Here is a 16,447-nt window from a genome sequence, read left to right as displayed (position 1 = left end):
CTGCGACGAAGCGATGGGTTAGCGCGGTATAACCGCGGTGGTTTCGATCTCGATCTTGGCCCGGTCTTCAATCAGGGCCTGGACCTCCAGAAAGGCCATGACCGGGTAATTGCGACCGATATGGCGTTTCCAGATCTCTCCCACCGCCCTGAGGGCGCCGAGATACTCCTGCTTGTCCGTGACATAGCCGGTCATCCGGACAATGTGCTGAGGCCCGGCGCCGGCTTCCTTGAGCACAGCCAGCGTGTTGACCAGGACCTGTTCGAACTGTTCCGCGAAATCATCGGACACCAGCGCTTCGGTTTCGTCCCAGCCGATCTGGCCGGCAACAAAGACGAGTTGGCCATCCGCGACAATGCCATTGGAATAGCCCTTCGGACGGGGCCAGCCTGGTGGCTGTAAATGTATCATGCCTGACCTCGCTGATAGTGCTCGATTTTTTCTCGTAAGGCGTCGGGTATGCGGACCGGACGGGTGGCTTCGGTCTTGACGAAAACCAGAACCGGACGGGCGATCAGCCGGATTTCTTCGCCGCAGCGGGCCGTGATGTCGACCTGGATGGAGCTGCTGCCCAGGGCTTTTACGTCCAGCGTAAAGTCCAGCCAGTCATCGAGTTCGCTCGGGCGTTTGAAATCCACCTCGATCGTCGCCAGCGGCACGCCATAACCATCGCGCCGGATCATGTCCGCGAAGCCGTATCCGATATGTTCGAACCAGTCCTCGACGGTTGCGTTGATCATCTCGAAATAGCGCGGATAGAAGACGATCCCGGCCGGGTCGACATCTGCGAAGCGGATCTGGCGACGGGCGCGGAACATCAGCGCGCTCCACTGGCCAGGTGCTGGCGCGCGATCACCAGTTTCTGGACTTCCGAGGCCCCTTCATAGATGCGCAGCGCCCGGACCTCCCGGTACAGTGCTTCCGGTACCGAGCCCTTGGTGACCCCGAGGCCGCCAAAGATCTGCACCGCCTTGTCGATGCCCTGTTGGGCGGTCTCTGTCGCGTGCAGCTTGGCCATCGCCGCCTCGCGCGTGATCCGCGGGGCGCCGCTGTCTTTGGCCCAGCCCGCGCGGTAGATCAGCAAGGCACTGGTATCGATATCCAGCGCCATCTCGGCCAGCTGGGTCTGCACGCCGGGCAGATCAGCAAGGCTGGAGCCAAACAATTCCCGGGTCTGGGCCCGGCGGGTCGCTTCATCCAGTGCGCGCCGGGCAAAGCCGAGGGAGGCCGCCCCGACGGTGGAGCGGAACACGTCCAGCGTCGCCATGGCAATCTTGAAGCCCTGGCCGCGCTCGGCGATCAGCCGGTCAGCCGGTATGCGCATCCCGTTGAAACGCAGGCGGGCGAGGGGGTGGGGGGCTATGGTGTCGATCCGTTCAACGATTTCCAGCCCGGGGTCATCGGCTTGGATGATAAAGGCCGATAGACCACGGGCGCCCTGGACATCCTCGCTGCGGGCAAACAGGACATAGACGTCCGCGATACCGCCATTGGAGATATAGGTCTTTTCCCCGCTGATCACCCATTCGCCCTGGTCGAGGCGCGCTTCCGTCGCGATCGCGGCCACGTCGGAACCGGCCTCCGGCTCGGTCAACGCGAAGGCGGCGCAGAGATCTCCCGATCCGACGCCGGGCAGATAGCGGGATTTCTGATGCGCATTTCCGAACAGGCTGATCGCCCCGGACCCGAGCCCCTGCATGGCAAAGACGAAATCTGCCAGGCCGGACCGGTAGGCGAGGCTCTCTCGGATAAGGCAGAGGGAGCGCACATCGAGCTGGTCCTTCGCGCCGCCATACTCACGCGGCACGCAATACCGGGTCAGGCCCGCAGCGCCCAGCTGGCGGCGGATCTCGGCGCATTCCTCGTCGATATCACCATGATGATCGAAACCGGTCTCGCCGAATACCTCGGCAGCGAAACCGCGCACAGTCTCGGCCACGGCGCGGTGATCGTCTGAGAAGAAGGGCCAGTTGAGAAAGCTGCTATCCATGGATTAATCACCCTCGAATACGGGTTTTTCCTTGGCGACGAAGGCGCGATAGGCGCGTTCGAAATCGCGCGTCTGCATACAGATGGCCTGGGCCTGGGCCTCCGCCTCGATGGCTGCCTCGAGGCTCATATCCCATTCCATGTTGAGCTGGTTCTTGGTCATGGCATTGGCGAAATTCGGGCCGGCATTGATGCGCTCAGCCCATTTGCGCGCTTCATCCATCAGCGCGCCCGCCTCAATCACGGCGTTGAAAAAGCCCCAGTTCAGGCCTTCCTCAGCACTCATGGAGCGCCCGAAGAACAACAGTTCCGAGGCGCGGCCCTGACCGATAATGCGGGGCAGGATCGCACATGCGCCCATATCACAGCCGGCCAGGCCGACGCGGTTGAACAGGAAAGCGGTCTTGGCCTCCGGCGTGGCGATCCGCAGGTCTGAGGACATCGCCATGATTGCGCCGGCGCCCACGCAAACGCCGTCGATGGCCGCAATGATGGGCTGCGGACAGGCGCGCATGGCCTTGACCAGATCTCCGGTCATGCGCGTGAAATCGAGCAATTGCGGCATGTCCATTTCGACCAGGGGCCCGATAATGTCGTGCACATCTCCGCCGGAAGAGAAATTTCCACCCGCGCCGGTCAGGATGAGGGCTTTGACATCGCGGCAATAGACGAGCTCGCGATAGAGATCGCGCAGCTCGGCATAGCTCTCGAAAGTCAGAGGGTTTTTCCGGTCCGGACGGTTCAGCGTGATGGTCGCGACGCCGTTATCGAACTGCCACAGGAAATGTTCGGGGGAATAGGTCTCAGCTTGCATCAGCTTGCTCGTCCTCATTGGGGTGAAGGCTGCGCCGCAGCGCGACGAGATCGTCGCGCAGGCGGTGGGTCAAGGCCGGATCGATCTGACCGATGAATTCATTGAGCCAACCGGCATGAGCCTCGGCCATGCGGGTGAAATCGCGCCGTCCCTGCGCCGTCAGCTCGATCACCATGACCCGGCGGTCTTGCGGATCCGGATTACGCGTCACCAGGCCGTCCTCGACCAGGCGGGAAATCAGACCGGTGACATTGCCATTACTGACCAGAAGCCGGCGCGACAGCGCGCCCATTGTCATGGGCTTGTCCTCACGGACCAGGGCAGACAGCAAATCGAAGCGGGCGAGGCTGACACCGAATTCCTGGCTCAGCCGCGACCGGATGCGTTGTTCGATCAGGCTCGTGGTCTGATAGATTTGCAGCCAGAGCCGGACCGCATCACGATCCTGATAAGTGTCCGGCCGTTCCGGCATCAGATGGCTCCGCCGGAGACCATGATCGCCTGGCCGGAGACCGAGGCGGAGAGGGGCGAACACAGCCAGGTCACGGCCTCGGCTACCTCTTCCGGCGTGATCAACCGTCCCTGCGGGTTGTTTTTGGTCAGCTCGGCGAGGGCCTCCTCGCGCGAACGCCCGGTCTTGGCCATGATATTGGCGATGGAATTGTCGACGATGGCGGTGTCGACATAGCCTGGGCAGATCGCATTCACGGTGAGCTGTGTGTGGGCATATTCCAGTGACAGCGATTTGGTCAGTCCCACGACAGCATGCTTGGAGGCCACATAGGGGCTGATATAGGCCCCGCCGCGAAGGCCTGCGATGGAGGCAATATTGACGATCCGGGCATAGTCCGCCTTGCGCATATCGTCGACGACCGCGAGCGAACAACGCACAAGGCCTTCGACATTGACCGCCTGGATGCGCCGCCATTCCTCGATCGTGGTCTTGTGAAAGGCCGAAGCGGCCGCAATGCCGGCATTATTGATCAGGATGTCGATTGTGCCGCCCTCACGCGCCTCGGTGAAGGCGGCTTCGACGCTGGCATCCTCGGTGACATCCAGCTGCACGGCGCGGGCGCCACTGATCTCGCTGGCGGCCTGTTGCAGCCGCTCCAGATTGCGAGCCATGAGGATTACCTCGGCGCCCTGGGCCGCGATGTCGCGGGCGCAAGCGAGGCCAATACCGGTGCCTCCACCAGTGATCACGGCGCGACGGCCTTGCAGGGTGGTCATGCTTTCAGCTCCATTTGCTGGGCGCGTTGAAGATTGCGGGCGAGTTGCTCGAACCCGGCCTCATACTGTGGAGGGATGCGGACACCACGATAGCCGAGCTCGGCGGCGGCGCGCAGGGTCCAGTTCGGGTCGGCCAGATGCGGCCGGGCCAGGGCGACCAGATCGGCGCGCCCGGCGGCGAGAATCGAATTGACGTGGTCCGGTTCGAAAATATTGCCCACCGCCATGGTCGCGCAGCCGGTCTGGTTACGGATCTGGTCGGAGAAGGGGGTCTGGAACATGCGCCCATAGACAGGCCGGGCGCGCGGGCTGGTCTGGCCGGCGGACACATCGATCAGGTCGGCGCCGGCATCAGAAAAAGCTGCGGCGATCGCTATGCTGTCCTCGCCACTTACGCCCTCATCGCCGAGCCAGTCAGTGGCAGAGATCCGCACCGCCATCGGGCGGTCGGACGGCCAGACCGCGCGCATCGCCTCGAAGACTTCGAGCGGGTAAGTGAGACGGGCTTGCAGGCTGCCGCCATACTCATCGCTGCGCTGGTTGGAGATTGGGGTCAGGAAGCTCGATAGCAGGTACCCGTGAGCGCAATGCAGTTCGACCATGTCGAAACCGGCTTCGATGGCCCGTTTGGTCGCCGCCACGAAATCCGCCTTGACCGCATCCATATCGGCTCGGCTCATTTCCGCCGGCACCTGGTTGTCCGTGTCCCAGGGGAGTGGAGAGGGCGCGACGAGGGTCCAATTGCCCTCATCAAGCGGCATGTCATAGCCCTCCCAGCCGAGCTTGGTCGAACCTTTGCGACCGGCATGAGACAGCTGGACAACCATTTTGGCGTCCGACTGAGCGTGAGCGAAATCGGTGATCTCACGCCAGGCTGCGACGTGTTCATCCTTGTAGAGACCCGCGCATCCCGGCGTGATCCGGCCGTCACGGCTGACATCGGTCATCTCGGTATAGACAAGTCCAGCCCCGCCCATGGCGCGTGCCCCGTAATGGACCTTGTGAAAGGCGTCGGGGGTGCCGTCCTGCGCGGAATACATGCACATCGGCGAGACCACGACCCGGTTTTCAAGCCGCATCTCGCGCATCTCGAATGGCGCAAACATGGGTGGGCGGGCCCGGTCCTGGCCGCAGAACCAGCGTTCCACGCCCGCCAGCCAGGCCTCATCCCGCAGGCGCAGGTTTTCATGGCTGATGCGCTGTGAGCGGGTAAGCAGCGAATAGGCGAATTGCTTGGGCTCAAAGCCAAGATAACGGTCAAGATTCTCAAACCATTCAGTGGAATTTCGCGCTGCGCTTTGAAGCTTGAGCACTTCGACCTTGCGGGCTTCCTGATAGTCCTTGAGCCCCTCCGCGATGGGCTTGTCGGCCGAGGTCAGTACCTCGGCCAGCATGATTGCGTCCTCAAAGGCCAGCTTGGTACCGGAGCCGATCGAGAAATGCGCGGTGTGGGCGGCATCTCCGAGCAGGACGACATTCTCGTGCACCCACGTTTCACACAGCACCCGGGGAAAGTTGAGCCAGGCCGAACCGCGAAGGTGGCGGGCATTCGACATCAGCGCATGGCCATCCAGCCAGTCCGCGAACAAGGCCTCACACGCGCGGCAGGTCTCGTCCTGGTCCATCTCCTCAAAGCCGAGCGCGGCCCAGGTGTCCGGCGCGCACTCGACAATGAAGGTCGAAGTGTTGTCATCGAACCGATAGGCGTGGGCCCAGACCCAGCCATGTTCGGTTTCGGTGAAAATGAAGGTGAAGGCCTCGAAGACTTTTTCTGTGCCCAGCCAGACGAATTTATTGGTGCGGGTCTCGATGTCGGGCCTGAAGGTGGGGGCAAATGCCTGGCGGATCTTCGAGTTGAGCCCGTCCGAAGCTACGATCATGTCCGCATCACCGAACCGGCTCAGATCGGCATCGATCTCGGTCTCGAAATGCAGGCCAACATCGAGTTCACGCGCGCGGTCATGTAACAGATTGAGCAGGTGCTTGCGGCCGATGCCACAAAACCCGTGCCCGCCAGAGCGTTCAACCTCGCCCTTGAAGTGGACCTCGATATCATCCCAATGGGCAAGACTGTCGCCGATCGCCTTGGCGCTGACCGGGTCATTGCCGGCCAGGTTTTCCATGGTCTGGTCCGAGAAGACCACGCCCCATCCGAATGTGTCACCGGGACGATTGCGCTCATAGACGTCGATCTCGCAATCGGGATCGCGAAGCTTCATCGAAATCGCGAAGTAGAGGCCGGCTGGGCCGCCGCCAAGGCACGCAATCTTCATGGCCATCCTCCCGCTATTATTTTAGACTTAAACTAACTGGGCGCGGCGAGGCAAGGCCTGTTCTGAAGGGCCGATTACTCCGGCGTATAGGTGCTCAATCGGCCGCCGGTATCAGCAAGCGTCTGCAGTAAGGGGGAGGGTGTCCACCAACGCGGATCGGACTGACCGAACGCTTTGATCCGCGCCAGCACATGATCCAGCCCGACCTCATCGGCATAGAAGAACGGGCCGCCGCGATAGCGCGGGAAGCCATACCCATTGGCATAAACGACATCCACATCACTGCCGCGCTGGGCGATGCCCTCGCCAAGTAGCTGGGCGCCTTCATTGATCAGGGCGAAGATACACCGTTCAACGATTTCCTCGGCGCTGATCGAGCGCGGCGTGACCTGCGCTTCGGCGCGGACCTGATCGATAATCTCGTCAGCGAGGGGATTGGGCGATGCGGCCCGCGTTTCCGGGTCGTAGGTGTAAAAGCCCGAGCCCGTTTTCTGCCCCTTGCATCCAGCTTCGACGAGGCGGTCATGCACGCGGGATGCGCGTTCCTCGAACAGGGCCGGGTCGAGCTTCTTGCGGTTCATATAGCCGATATCCAGTCCGGCCATGTCGCCCATGGCGAAAGGGCCCATCGGCATGCCGAAATCGAGCAGGGCCTTGTCGATCTCCTCCGGAGAGGCGCCTTCGAGCAGCAAAAGTCCGGCTTCGCGGCCATAACCGCTGAGCATGCGGTTGCCGATGAAACCGTGACAGACACCGGATACCACGCCCACCTTGCGCATGCGCTTGGCGAGGGCGAGGGCCGTCATCAGGGCTTCGTCGCTGGTTTGCGCGCCTCGCACGATTTCCAGCAGGCGCATGATATGCGCCGGGCTGAAGAAATGCAGGCCGAGCACGCGCTCCGGATTGGAGATGCTGGCGGCCAGGGCGTCGATGTCGAGATAGGAGGTGTTCGACGCGATCAGGGCGTCAGGACGCGCGACGGTATCGATCTTGGCCAGAACCTCTTTCTTGACATCCATGTCCTCGAACACGGCTTCAATGATCAGGTCGCAGCCGGAATAACCCGACCAGTCCTCGAGCACGCTCAACCGCTTGTGGCGATCGTCCGCTTCGGCCGGTGAAATCCGGCCCTTCTTGGCATCACCCTTGATGATGCCCTCGATCCGGCCCCGGCCATTGGCCAGCGCGTCGGGATTGGCGTCAAACAAGGCCACCGCGTAACCGCCCGCCAGGGCCGAGGCGGCGATGCCCACACCCATCGTGCCGGCGCCCACCACGCCAATGCTATTGATGGGCTTCGGCTCGGCCTGCACCGGATTGGCCAACTTGCCGGACAGGCGTTCGGCAAAGAAAAGATGGCGCATCGCGCGGGACTGGGCCCCGCCGACGAGACCGCTGAACAGTTCGCGCTCTTTGGCGAGGCCTTCGTCGAAGGGAAGGTCCGTGGCAGCCTCCACCGCCTCGAGAATCGCCTGCGGCGCGTTCTGGCCGCGCTGGCGCTTTGCGGCATGGTTTTTCCAGCGCTCAAATACCGTCTCGTCCATATCCGGGGCCGGCATATCGCGGACGCGACGCTTGGCGAGGTCACCGCGATGGGAGAAGGCGAGGGCATCCGCGAGCAAATCATCCTGGCAGATCATGTCGGCCAGGCCCTTCTCAACCGCCAGGCGGGCCGGGATCGGCTTGCCGCTCAGGGCCAGCTGCAGGGCGATATCCAGACCGCCCAGGCGCGGCGTGCGCTGCGTGCCACCGGCACCTGGAATGAGGCCGAGATTGACCTCGGGCAGGCCCACCTTGGCCTTGGCCTCCATGACCCGGAAATCACAACTCAGGGCGACTTCAAAACCGCCGCCCAGCGCCTGGCCGTGAATGGCGGCGATGACCGGGATCGGGCAGTCTTCAATTGTAGCGAGCACGTCAGGCAGGGAGGGCGCCCGCGGCGGCTTGCCGAACTCGGAAATGTCCGCGCCGGAAAAGAAGGTGCGGCCGGCACAGATGATGATGGCGGCCCGCATGCCCGGACGAGCGGTTGCGAGGGCCTCGACCAGACCAGCGCGCACGGCGTGAGACAGCGCATTGACGGGCGGGTGGTTGACCGTGATGACAAGGCAATCGTCGCGAAGGTCTGTAGTCACAGGTAACACGGGAAACTCCTTTTCAGGTCACGGCAGATCAGGTCACAGCGCCACGAACGGCATATTGCGGTGCCGTCCAGCTGTCCTGGGCCATAATGTCCGCCAGAATGTCGACCGCATCGGCAGCATCACGGAAACGGGTGTAGAGCGGGGTGAAACCGAAGCGCAGGATATCCGGAGCGCGGAAATCCCCGATCACGCCGCGATCGATCAGGGCCTGCATGATGGCATAGCCCTCTTTGTGGGCGATCGAGACCTGGCTTCCCCGCCCAGTGCAATCACGCGGGCTCACCAGCTCAAACTGCGGACAACGGGCTTCGACCCGCTCGATGAAGAGGTCTCCCAGCGCTTGCGACTTGGACCGGATGGCCTGCATGTCGGCGTGAAGCATCAGATCGAGCCCGACTTCCAGGGCGGCCATGCCCAATATGCCCGGCGTACCGCACTGGAAGCGGTCAATGCCATGGCCGGCTTCATAATGGTCCGAGAACGCGAAAGGCGCTTTATGGCCAAGCCAGCCGGACAGGGCCGGGAAAACCTTGTCGTGATGGCGTTTGGCGGCGAACAGGAAGGCCGGCGCGCCGGGACCGCCATTGAGATACTTATAGCCGCACCCAACCGCGAAGTCGGCGCCGCAGGCATTGAGATCCACCGGCATGGCGCCCGCCGAATGCGACAGGTCCCAGATCACGGGGATGCCGGCTTCATGCGCCGCTGCGGTCAGGGCCGACATGTCATGCAAGCGGCCGGTCTTGTAATGGGTATGGGTAAGAAGGAGTGCCGCGACATTGTCGTCGAGATGATCGGCAATCGCGTCGCTGGCGACGAGTTTTTGTTGCACATGGCCGTCTGTGAGCTTGGACAGACCTTCCATCATATAGGCGTCGGTGGGAAAATTGCCGGTCTCCGAAAGGATGGTGGAACGCTCAGGGGCCAGCTGAAGACAGGCGCTCAATGCTTTGAACACGTTGATCGAAGTAGAATCGGCGCAAATCACCTCACCTGCACCCGCGCCAATGAGTCGTGCGATCTTGTCGCCCAGACGCCGCGGTGCCCCGATCCAGTCATGACTGTTCCAGGACCGGATCAGATCCGTGCCCCATTGCTCCCGCACCACGCTCTGCACGCGCGCCGCCGTGGCTTTCGGCAAGGCACCCAGCGAGTTGCCATCGAGATAGATCACGCCATCAGGCAGATCGAAACGGTCGCGGAAACTGGCCAGAGGGTCCGCGCGGTCCAGCTCGGCAATCTGATCAGGCGTCATCGGCTATCTCTCTAAGGATCGCGCGGACGGGAGAGGCATCCGCATCGGCAATAGGAAGGGGCAGGGCGATCAGCTCATAACGGCCATCCGGCACACCATCGAATACGAGGCCTTCCAGGATACGCATGTCATGTCGCCTGACCGCATGGTGGGCATCGAGCGTTTTTGAAGTCTCTGGATCAAGCGATGCCGCATCGCTACCGATCAGGCGGCAGCCGGTCTGCCCCAGATGTTCGATAAGGACAGCAGAAATCGCACGGAAATCACTGTCCCAGGCCTCGTGGGGAAAGCTGGAATAGGTCCGGATCAACACGCGTTCGGCACCGGAAACGGACGCGATATCGATGTCATCCGGTGTGACGGCCGGGCCGTGACCGCTTGCGGTGACCAGGACGCAGGGGCCGAGATAAGGGGTGAGGTCCACGCCGGCGATGTCGCTTCCGGCCTCATGATAATGCTCAGGGGCATCGGCATGGGTGCCGGAATGGGTCGACAGTGTGAGCTTGGAGACCTTTACCGGACAGTCCGGCCCAATCACCCATTTATCCGCGCGGGCAAAATCCGTATCGCTGGGCCAGACCGGCAGTCCGGGTCGCAAAACCTGAGTGATATCAAAGAGTTTTGTCATCGCTCTAAAGCGCCGTGCGCACCATCCACAGCTCCGGGAAGAAGTGCAGATCCAGCGCCTTGACCAGATAGGCCACACCCGAAGTGCCGCCGGTGCCACGGCGATAGCCGATGATGCGTTCGACCGTTTTCATGTGATTGAAGCGCCATTGCTGGAATTTGTGCTCCAGGTCGACGAGTTTTTCACCCAGCTCATAGGCTTCCCAGTGCGTGTCGCTGTCTTCGTAGATCAGCCGCCAGGTGGCCTCGACCTCTTCGCTTGGCTTGTAGGATTGGCGCCAGTCGCGATCCAGCCGATCGGCGGGGATGGCGTAGCCCTTACGCGCCAGGAAGGCCAGGGTTTCATCCCAGATGCTGGGGCTTTCCAACGCCTTGGACACCATTTCAAAGGCCCGCGGATTGTGGCGGTGCACCTTTGCCATCGCCGCATTCTTATTGCCCAGACGGTATTCAAGGCTGCGGTACTGGTAGGACTGGAAGCCGGAGCTCTGTCCCAGATCGTCGCGGAAGGCCAGATAATCGCTCGGCGTCATGGTCGCCAGCACGTCCCAGGCCTTGATCAACTGTTCCTGGACCCGCGAGACCCGGGCAAACATTTTCAGGGCAGGGCCCACTTCGTCGCGGGCAATGTGAGCAGAAGCGCCCTCGACCTCATGCAACATCAGCTTCATCCACAGCTCGGAGACTTGGTGGATGATGATGAAGAGCATTTCATCATGCTCCTTGGTCAGAGGAGACTGGCTATCGAGCAGCTGGTCCAGCCCAAGATAGCGGCCATAGGACATGGCCTTGTCGAAATCCCAGTGGATGTCCTCGTCGGAAACATCGACCTGCGTCTTCTGATGGTCGGTCATGGCGCTCATCCCCTCGTTCCCCATCGGGCAGAATCGACGGGGCCGTGTCAGCCGGACGGTGACACAGCCATCGCTCTTTGGGAGACGGAGGTCAATGCTAGCCGCTGTCAGGCGCTGGGAGACCCTGGTTCACTCCAGCCCTTCATCACTAGTCACCCAGAAGATTGCCTTCGGCGAGCACGCGCAGCAATGACGCGCCACTCATCGCGGATGGGTCGAGCTTGTCCTGGCCTGAGTACTTGAGAATAAGCGAGCGGTTATCGACGGTGTCGGCGAAGTAGGCCATGCGCCATTGATGGAACAACCGGGCATCTACCATCTCGCAGGACACCAGTTCGATCTTGTAGTGCCGCTTGTCCATGGCAATGCGATGATAGGTTTCGCTGACGGCTTGACGCCCGCCTTCAAGGACCTGGACGAAATAGGTGCCGTCAAACCAGAGCGCGCCCGTAATATTGGAACGTCCGTTATAATCGCGTGCGCTGTAGAGCAATTGCTCAATGTCCAGATCAAGGTCTGGATTACGTTCACTGCAATAGAGCAGGCGGGTGAGATACATGGTGCCACGTCCTCCTGTTGCATGACGCTGCAGCGCTTCGCCAAGGCAGGCAAGCCGATTTTGCCCGCGGGTTCGGGGTTCAGATTACATCGAGGACGGCCAGCATGGCATCGAGATTGGCCGCGCCGAGTTTGCGGCAGCGATCCGGTGACCATCCGTGCAACGGGTCGGGCAAGTCTGCATTATCCTTGAACGGCATTTCCAAGGTCATGGCCAGACAGCGGAATTCGTTGACCATATAGTTGGTGCAGATCGATAGATCGGCACTGCCCGGAGCATCGACGTCATAGCCATGGGCGGTCTGGAAATCGGGGCTGGTGGCCGCGAGTGCCATTTTGTACGCCTGCAGCATGGCGCCATCTGCTTCGGTGAAATTGGGGGCGCCTTCGCCGCCGGCGATAAAATTGTAGGGCAGGCCTTCATCACCATGTACGTCGAGGTGCAGATCGACCCCGGTCTTGCGAATGGCTTGGAGAACGTGAAATACCTCCGGCGAATTCTCCTTGCTCGCCTTGTCCCATTCCCTGTTCAGATTGATACCCTTGGCATTGGTCCGCAGATGGCCCCGCCGTGATCCATCCGGGTTCATGTTGGCGATGACGTGGAAGGTCACAGCCTCGCGCAAGCGACGGGCCACCGGGTCGGCATCATCGAGCAGGCGGTTCAGAAAACCTTCAACCCACCATTCGGCCATGCTCTCACCCGGATGCTGGCGAGCGGTGATCCAGATCGTCTTGTCACCATTGCCGATTGTCAGGCAGTCGATGGTCTGGCCATCGAGGGTGTCACCCAGAACTTCTAGGCTGACGTCGGGATGGGCCTGGGCCCAGGCGATCAGGTCCTGGTGGCGCTCCATCGAGTAGGGGGCGAAATAGGCAAACCAGATCGTATCCAGCTCAGCTTGGTGATCGATGATCAGCGCGCCGTCTTCATAGCGCGTCTCGACCCGGAACCAGGTATCGCGATCATAGCTGGCGCAGGCCTGGTAATCGGTCCAGCCGTCCAGATAGGCGGCCTCGGACGCATTTGTGATGCGCATGGACAGGCGTTCACCCTTGGCGCCGGTGACGCGAAAGTGGAACCATTGAAAGAAGTCGGATTGATGATCCCGGCGGATCTCCAGTTCAACCGCCTGGGGCGCGCTGGCCGATTTGACGATGATATTGCCGCTGTCGAAACGGTCGGTAATTGAAAGTGTCATCGCAATAGCCTCGGCTGCCAGAGATATGGCCGGTGCGGTATCATGATCCGTTCTCCCCCGCCACCGCACACACCGCGCAGTCTGTTGTCTTGGGCAGGAGTGGACCCAGGCCCTGGGTCAGCCTAGTTTCCCGAAGACCATGGAACGTATTGAAATTGATATCGGCGACGGTGCACTCAGCACATTGATCTGGCCACGGCCTGGCGCGCCGCGGCTCCTGTTTGCTCATGCCAATGGCTTTAATGCCGGCACCTATCGGCAAATGCTCGAGCCTTTAGCAGAAGATTTTGAAATCGTGGCCGCGGATGCGCGCGGGCATGGCCGGTCCACCGTGCCAGCAGACCCGGAAAATCTGTTTGATTGGCATGTGTTTGCCCGTGATCTTGCGGCGCTCAACCAAACTCTCGAACCGCGCGAGACCGTTTTTGCCGGACACTCAATGGGATCTGTTTGCGGACTCCTGGCCGCCGCGAAATTCGGACTGTCGGTCAAGGCCATGGCCTTTATCGAACCGGTTTTCATGCCAACGGGCTTTTACGCCATTCCGCACATTCCCGGCGGCGCCTATTTGTACCAGTTCAATCCCATGTCGAGCGGAGCCCGCCGTCGTCGTCGCGACTGGGATAGCCGCGAGCAGATCATTGAGCGCTATCGCAGCAAGGCTCTGTTTTCAGACTGGGCCCCTGGCGTGCTCGAGGATTATCTCGAGAGCGGGTTGAGCGAGACCGAAGCCGGTGTTCAGCTTTCCTGTGACCCGCATTGGGAAGCCGCGATTTTTGCCGCCCAAGGGCATGACCCCTGGCAAGCTCTCAAACAATTGCCGCGCCATCCAGCCATCCTCAAGGCGGGCAGGCCAGGCTCCACGGTTTATGCCGACTGGCGCCTGCGTCGGCGCGGCATGGCGATCGAGGTGTTCGAGGAAGCTGGACACCTCGCTCCGATGAGCCATCCAGTCCAAAGCGCGCGCTGGTTAGGCGGAGCGCTGCTGCCCGTCTTGGGGCCTGCGTAGCTGGGCGAACACACGATAGCCGAGCAAGACCGCGAGCAGGCCGCCATGGATCCAGGGGCCGACCTGGTTGCCCTTGGCAAGAAAGCTGTAATGCAGGATGGCCAGCACAGATAGCGGGTAGACGCTGAGATGGAGCCGCCGCCAGAGCTTGGTCCCAAGGCGGGCGATCATGAAATTGAACGAGGTCAGCGCCAGGGGGATCAGCGCCAGAAAAGCAAGCATCCCCAAAGTGATATAGGTGCGCTCGACCACATCATCCCAAAGCCCCGCAAACATGCCGCTGATCGACATCCCGGCCGCGATATAGAGGTCGAGACCCAGATAGGCCATCACGTGCAAGAGCGCGTACCAGAAGGCCGCCAGGCCGATGCGTCGACGGATTTTCATCACGGCGCGCCAGCGCGTCAGGTCCCGCAGCGGTGTCACGGCGAGCGAGATCATCAGCACGTAAAGTGCCGTATCTCCGAGGAAGCGGTGCGTGGTCTCGATCGGGTTGAAACCGAGATCATGCGGGCTCCCACTCAACAGCGAATACCACTGGGTCGCCATCCAGACCCCGGGCAGGGCCAGGAGCCAGAAGGCCAGCGGCTTCAGTCCGTGACGTTCAAATTGCGCAAGCGGAGACCGGGACCGACTCATCAGTGATTTTCGATCAGGTCCATGCCGGCATAGAGATCCGCGACCTGGTCGGCATAGCCATTGAACATCTCGGTGTCTCGGCGAGCGAAAACGCCGCCATCGATCACGCGTTCCGTGCGCTGGCTCCACCGCGGGTGATCCCGTTCCGGATTCACATTGGAGTAGAAGCCGTACTCATTCGGGGCAGTGAGGTTCCAGGAGGTCTCGGGCTGCTCGGCGACAAATCCGATTTTCACGACGGATTTGATCGACTTATAGCCGTATTTCCAGGGCACTACGAGGCGGATCGGGGCGCCGTTCTGGTTTGGCAGGATCTCGCCATATAGGCCCACCGCCATGAAGGCTAGCGGGTTCATGGCCTCGTCCAACCGCAAGCCTTCACGATAAGGCCAGTCAATGACCGGGTAACGTACACCGCGCATCTCTGAACGGTTGAGATAGGTCTCGAAGGTCACATAGCGCGCCGCTGACGAGGGCTGCAGCCGCTCGATGATCGATGCCAGCGGGATGCCAATCCATGGCACGACCATGGACCAGGCCTCGACGCATCGCAGGCGATAGATGCGCTCCTCGAGCGCGTCGAAATTGACAAGGTCCTGGAGGGCGTAACGGCCTGGTCGCTCGGTCAGACCCTCGGCCTCGATTGACCAGGGCTCTGTGGTCATCCGGTGGGCGTAACGCGCAGGGTCCCCCTTGCCGAGGCCGAACTCGTAGAAATTATTATATCCGGTCACAGCGTCATAGGAGGTGAGGGGGGCACTCACGCGGTAATCGCTGGCGGTGTAGCTCAGGCTGCGTTGCGGATCGGGTGAATGATTACCGACCGGCGTCTGGGCAGATGCTGCGCTCTGCCCGTCACCGCAGCCGGCCAGACCGGCCAGGCCGAGGGCACCGGCCGAGGCGATGATCTTGCGGCGGTTCATAAACAGCGGCTTGGGCGTCACATCGTCAGCAGAGGCCTGCCAGACTTCATTCGGGCGTCGGATCATAGCGTCCTCGTTTTATCGGTTCTGCCATCAATCTAGGTCATTCTTTATCCGTGTCTGCCCCATCGACAGTTTCGTGATCGCTGAGCGCAAACATGTTATCCGGCGTCAACACCTAGAAGGGATTCGTGATGTTCCGATCGATTGCGGCAGGCCTTGTATGCATGGGGGTGTCTTCGCTCTCGCCCGTCTTTGCGCAGGAGGGGCTGTTGTAATGGCATAGCGAAAACCTCCAGCTCCTGCGCGCGGCTGACTACGAGCTGGGCGACCGCGAACGTACAATCATCACCTTTGAGCACGCCAATCGCTGGGCTTATGGCGATGTCTTCCTCTTTACCGATTTCACTGTCGGCGACGACGGGCAGACCGCCGTCTATGGCGAGATCACACCACGGCTCAGCCTCGCCCGGCTCACCGGTCGCGAACCCGGACAGGGCCTGATCCGTGACGTTTTGTGGGCGGGAAATTACGAGCGCGGCGAACAGGGGCTTCAGCGTTATCTCGCGGGTGTTGCCGTCGATCTCAATGTCGAGGGCTTCCGCTTCTTGCGCACCCACGCCTATCACCGGGACGATCCGGCGAGACCCGGCTCCACCTGGCAAGCGACCATCGTCTGGAACCGGCCCATCGAATTTGCCGGCCAGTCCTTCTTGACGGAAGGCTTTGCCGATATTACCGGGGCAGAGGGCAATGGTGTCGCCAACCAGCTCTATGTGCCGCGCCTGCTCTGGGATGCCGGCGCCGCCGATGAGCGGCCGGGACGGATCTATCTCGGTGTGGAATGGCAGCACTGGAACAACAAGTTCGGCGTTGACGGTGTGACTGAGAACGTTGCACAGCTACAGCTGAAATGGGTGTGGAACTAGA

General features: G+C 61.5%; 18 protein-coding genes. 2 read left to right on the top strand and 16 right to left on the bottom strand.

Annotation, left to right across the window (positions count from 1 at the left end; genetic code table 11):
• Positions 1–18: 18 nt before the first annotated feature.
• From Q1V51_RS02700 to Q1V51_RS02640, 13 genes are all read right to left on the bottom strand, one after another.
• Positions 19–411 carry a RidA family protein gene (locus Q1V51_RS02700; RefSeq protein WP_300552480.1) on the bottom strand — a complete coding sequence of 131 codons (393 nt, stop codon included), beginning with the start codon at positions 409–411 and terminating at the stop codon, positions 19–21.
• Positions 408–818 (bottom strand): thioesterase family protein, encoded by a 411-nt coding sequence (locus Q1V51_RS02695; RefSeq protein WP_300552477.1) that lies wholly within the window; start codon positions 816–818, stop codon positions 408–410. The genes Q1V51_RS02700 and Q1V51_RS02695 overlap by 4 nt, the downstream gene beginning before the upstream one ends.
• Positions 818–1,990 (bottom strand): acyl-CoA dehydrogenase family protein, encoded by a 1,173-nt coding sequence (locus tag Q1V51_RS02690; RefSeq protein ID WP_300552474.1) that lies wholly within the window; start codon positions 1,988–1,990, stop codon positions 818–820. The genes Q1V51_RS02695 and Q1V51_RS02690 overlap by 1 nt, the downstream gene beginning before the upstream one ends.
• 3 nt (positions 1,991–1,993) lie before the next feature.
• Positions 1,994–2,803 (bottom strand): enoyl-CoA hydratase family protein, encoded by an 810-nt coding sequence (locus tag Q1V51_RS02685; RefSeq protein WP_300552472.1) that lies wholly within the window; start codon positions 2,801–2,803, stop codon positions 1,994–1,996.
• Positions 2,793–3,275 carry a MarR family transcriptional regulator gene (locus Q1V51_RS02680; protein WP_300552469.1) on the bottom strand — a complete coding sequence of 161 codons (483 nt, stop codon included), beginning with the start codon at positions 3,273–3,275 and terminating at the stop codon, positions 2,793–2,795. The genes Q1V51_RS02685 and Q1V51_RS02680 overlap by 11 nt, the downstream gene beginning before the upstream one ends.
• Positions 3,275–4,033 carry an SDR family oxidoreductase gene (locus Q1V51_RS02675; protein ID WP_300552466.1) on the bottom strand — a complete coding sequence of 253 codons (759 nt, stop codon included), beginning with the start codon at positions 4,031–4,033 and terminating at the stop codon, positions 3,275–3,277. The genes Q1V51_RS02680 and Q1V51_RS02675 overlap by 1 nt, the downstream gene beginning before the upstream one ends.
• The gene (locus tag Q1V51_RS02670; RefSeq protein ID WP_300552464.1) at positions 4,030–6,306 is read right to left on the bottom strand and encodes a bifunctional salicylyl-CoA 5-hydroxylase/oxidoreductase; all 2,277 of its coding nucleotides are present in this window, start codon (positions 6,304–6,306) and stop codon (positions 4,030–4,032) included. The genes Q1V51_RS02675 and Q1V51_RS02670 overlap by 4 nt, the downstream gene beginning before the upstream one ends.
• Before the next feature lie 74 nt (positions 6,307–6,380).
• A complete protein-coding gene (locus tag Q1V51_RS02665) occupies positions 6,381–8,450 on the bottom strand; it encodes a 3-hydroxyacyl-CoA dehydrogenase NAD-binding domain-containing protein (RefSeq protein WP_300552461.1) in 2,070 nt (689 codons plus the stop codon).
• Between the two features lie 28 nt (positions 8,451–8,478).
• Positions 8,479–9,705, bottom strand: a complete 1,227-nt coding sequence (gene kynU / locus Q1V51_RS02660; RefSeq protein ID WP_300552459.1) for a kynureninase — start codon at positions 9,703–9,705, stop codon at positions 8,479–8,481.
• Complete coding sequence (gene kynB / locus Q1V51_RS02655; RefSeq protein ID WP_300552457.1) at positions 9,695–10,333, bottom strand: arylformamidase; 639 nt, start codon at positions 10,331–10,333, stop codon at positions 9,695–9,697. Before kynB ends, kynU begins: the two co-directional genes overlap by 11 nt.
• A gap of 4 nt (positions 10,334–10,337) precedes the next feature.
• Entirely contained in the window at positions 10,338–11,186 is an 849-nt protein-coding gene (kynA, locus tag Q1V51_RS02650; RefSeq protein WP_300552454.1) for a tryptophan 2,3-dioxygenase, read from the bottom strand.
• Positions 11,187–11,334: 148 nt separating this feature from the next.
• Positions 11,335–11,745: a BLUF domain-containing protein gene (locus tag Q1V51_RS02645; protein ID WP_300552451.1), complete on the bottom strand. Its 411-nt coding sequence runs from the start codon at positions 11,743–11,745 to the stop codon at positions 11,335–11,337.
• A gap of 79 nt (positions 11,746–11,824) precedes the next feature.
• Complete coding sequence (locus tag Q1V51_RS02640; RefSeq protein ID WP_300552448.1) at positions 11,825–12,946, bottom strand: M14-type cytosolic carboxypeptidase; 1,122 nt, start codon at positions 12,944–12,946, stop codon at positions 11,825–11,827.
• A gap of 139 nt (positions 12,947–13,085) precedes the next feature.
• Between Q1V51_RS02640 and Q1V51_RS02635 the strand changes: the two genes are divergently transcribed.
• Entirely contained in the window at positions 13,086–13,955 is an 870-nt protein-coding gene (locus Q1V51_RS02635; protein WP_300552445.1) for an alpha/beta hydrolase, read from the top strand.
• On the opposite strand, the gene Q1V51_RS02630 is transcribed toward Q1V51_RS02635, so the two are convergent.
• The 3 genes from Q1V51_RS02630 to Q1V51_RS02620 all read right to left on the bottom strand — a co-directional run bounded on the left by Q1V51_RS02630 (position 13,917) and on the right by Q1V51_RS02620 (position 16,137).
• Positions 13,917–14,594 (bottom strand): protein-methionine-sulfoxide reductase heme-binding subunit MsrQ, encoded by a 678-nt coding sequence (locus tag Q1V51_RS02630; RefSeq protein ID WP_300552442.1) that lies wholly within the window; start codon positions 14,592–14,594, stop codon positions 13,917–13,919. The two genes, Q1V51_RS02635 and Q1V51_RS02630, sit on opposite strands and share 39 nt — an antisense overlap.
• Positions 14,594–15,583: a protein-methionine-sulfoxide reductase catalytic subunit MsrP gene (msrP, locus tag Q1V51_RS02625; RefSeq protein WP_300552439.1), complete on the bottom strand. Its 990-nt coding sequence runs from the start codon at positions 15,581–15,583 to the stop codon at positions 14,594–14,596. Before msrP ends, Q1V51_RS02630 begins: the two co-directional genes overlap by 1 nt.
• Positions 15,584–15,678: 95 nt before the next feature.
• Entirely contained in the window at positions 15,679–16,137 is a 459-nt protein-coding gene (locus Q1V51_RS02620; protein WP_300552437.1) for a hypothetical protein, read from the bottom strand.
• On the opposite strand from Q1V51_RS02620, the gene Q1V51_RS02615 reads away from it, so the two are divergent.
• The gene (locus tag Q1V51_RS02615) at positions 16,126–16,446 is read left to right on the top strand and encodes a hypothetical protein (RefSeq protein ID WP_300552435.1); all 321 of its coding nucleotides are present in this window, start codon (positions 16,126–16,128) and stop codon (positions 16,444–16,446) included. The genes Q1V51_RS02620 and Q1V51_RS02615 overlap by 12 nt on opposite strands.
• Position 16,447: the final 1 nt, after the last annotated feature.

It is taken from the genome of Maricaulis sp., from assembly GCF_030149235.1.
In the GTDB taxonomy this organism is placed as follows: Bacteria; Pseudomonadota; Alphaproteobacteria; order Caulobacterales; family Maricaulaceae; genus Maricaulis.
Note: the sequence above shows the minus strand (reverse complement) of the source record. Positions and strands in the feature narration are given on the sequence as shown.

Bases quoted from the DNA above. Each gene is read 5' to 3' on its own strand.
- Q1V51_RS02700 (WP_300552480.1), bottom strand. From the start codon at position 411: ATGATACATTTACAGCCACCAGGCTGGCCCCGTCCGAAGGGCTATTCC.
- Q1V51_RS02695 (WP_300552477.1), bottom strand. From the start codon at position 818: ATGTTCCGCGCCCGTCGCCAGATCCGCTTCGCAGATGTCGACCCGGCC.
- Q1V51_RS02690 (WP_300552474.1), bottom strand. From the start codon at position 1,990: ATGGATAGCAGCTTTCTCAACTGGCCCTTCTTCTCAGACGATCACCGC.
- Q1V51_RS02685 (WP_300552472.1), bottom strand. From the start codon at position 2,803: ATGCAAGCTGAGACCTATTCCCCCGAACATTTCCTGTGGCAGTTCGAT.
- Q1V51_RS02680 (WP_300552469.1), bottom strand. From the start codon at position 3,275: ATGCCGGAACGGCCGGACACTTATCAGGATCGTGATGCGGTCCGGCTC.
- Q1V51_RS02675 (WP_300552466.1), bottom strand. From the start codon at position 4,033: ATGACCACCCTGCAAGGCCGTCGCGCCGTGATCACTGGTGGAGGCACC.
- Q1V51_RS02670 (WP_300552464.1), bottom strand. From the start codon at position 6,306: ATGAAGATTGCGTGCCTTGGCGGCGGCCCAGCCGGCCTCTACTTCGCG.
- kynU (WP_300552459.1), bottom strand. From the start codon at position 9,705: ATGACGCCTGATCAGATTGCCGAGCTGGACCGCGCGGACCCTCTGGCC.
- kynB (WP_300552457.1), bottom strand. From the start codon at position 10,333: ATGACAAAACTCTTTGATATCACTCAGGTTTTGCGACCCGGACTGCCG.
- kynA (WP_300552454.1), bottom strand. From the start codon at position 11,186: ATGACCGACCATCAGAAGACGCAGGTCGATGTTTCCGACGAGGACATC.
- Q1V51_RS02645 (WP_300552451.1), bottom strand. From the start codon at position 11,745: ATGTATCTCACCCGCCTGCTCTATTGCAGTGAACGTAATCCAGACCTT.
- Q1V51_RS02640 (WP_300552448.1), bottom strand. From the start codon at position 12,946: ATGACACTTTCAATTACCGACCGTTTCGACAGCGGCAATATCATCGTC.
- Q1V51_RS02635 (WP_300552445.1), top strand. From the start codon at position 13,086: ATGGAACGTATTGAAATTGATATCGGCGACGGTGCACTCAGCACATTG.
- Q1V51_RS02630 (WP_300552442.1), bottom strand. From the start codon at position 14,594: ATGAGTCGGTCCCGGTCTCCGCTTGCGCAATTTGAACGTCACGGACTG.
- msrP (WP_300552439.1), bottom strand. From the start codon at position 15,583: ATGATCCGACGCCCGAATGAAGTCTGGCAGGCCTCTGCTGACGATGTG.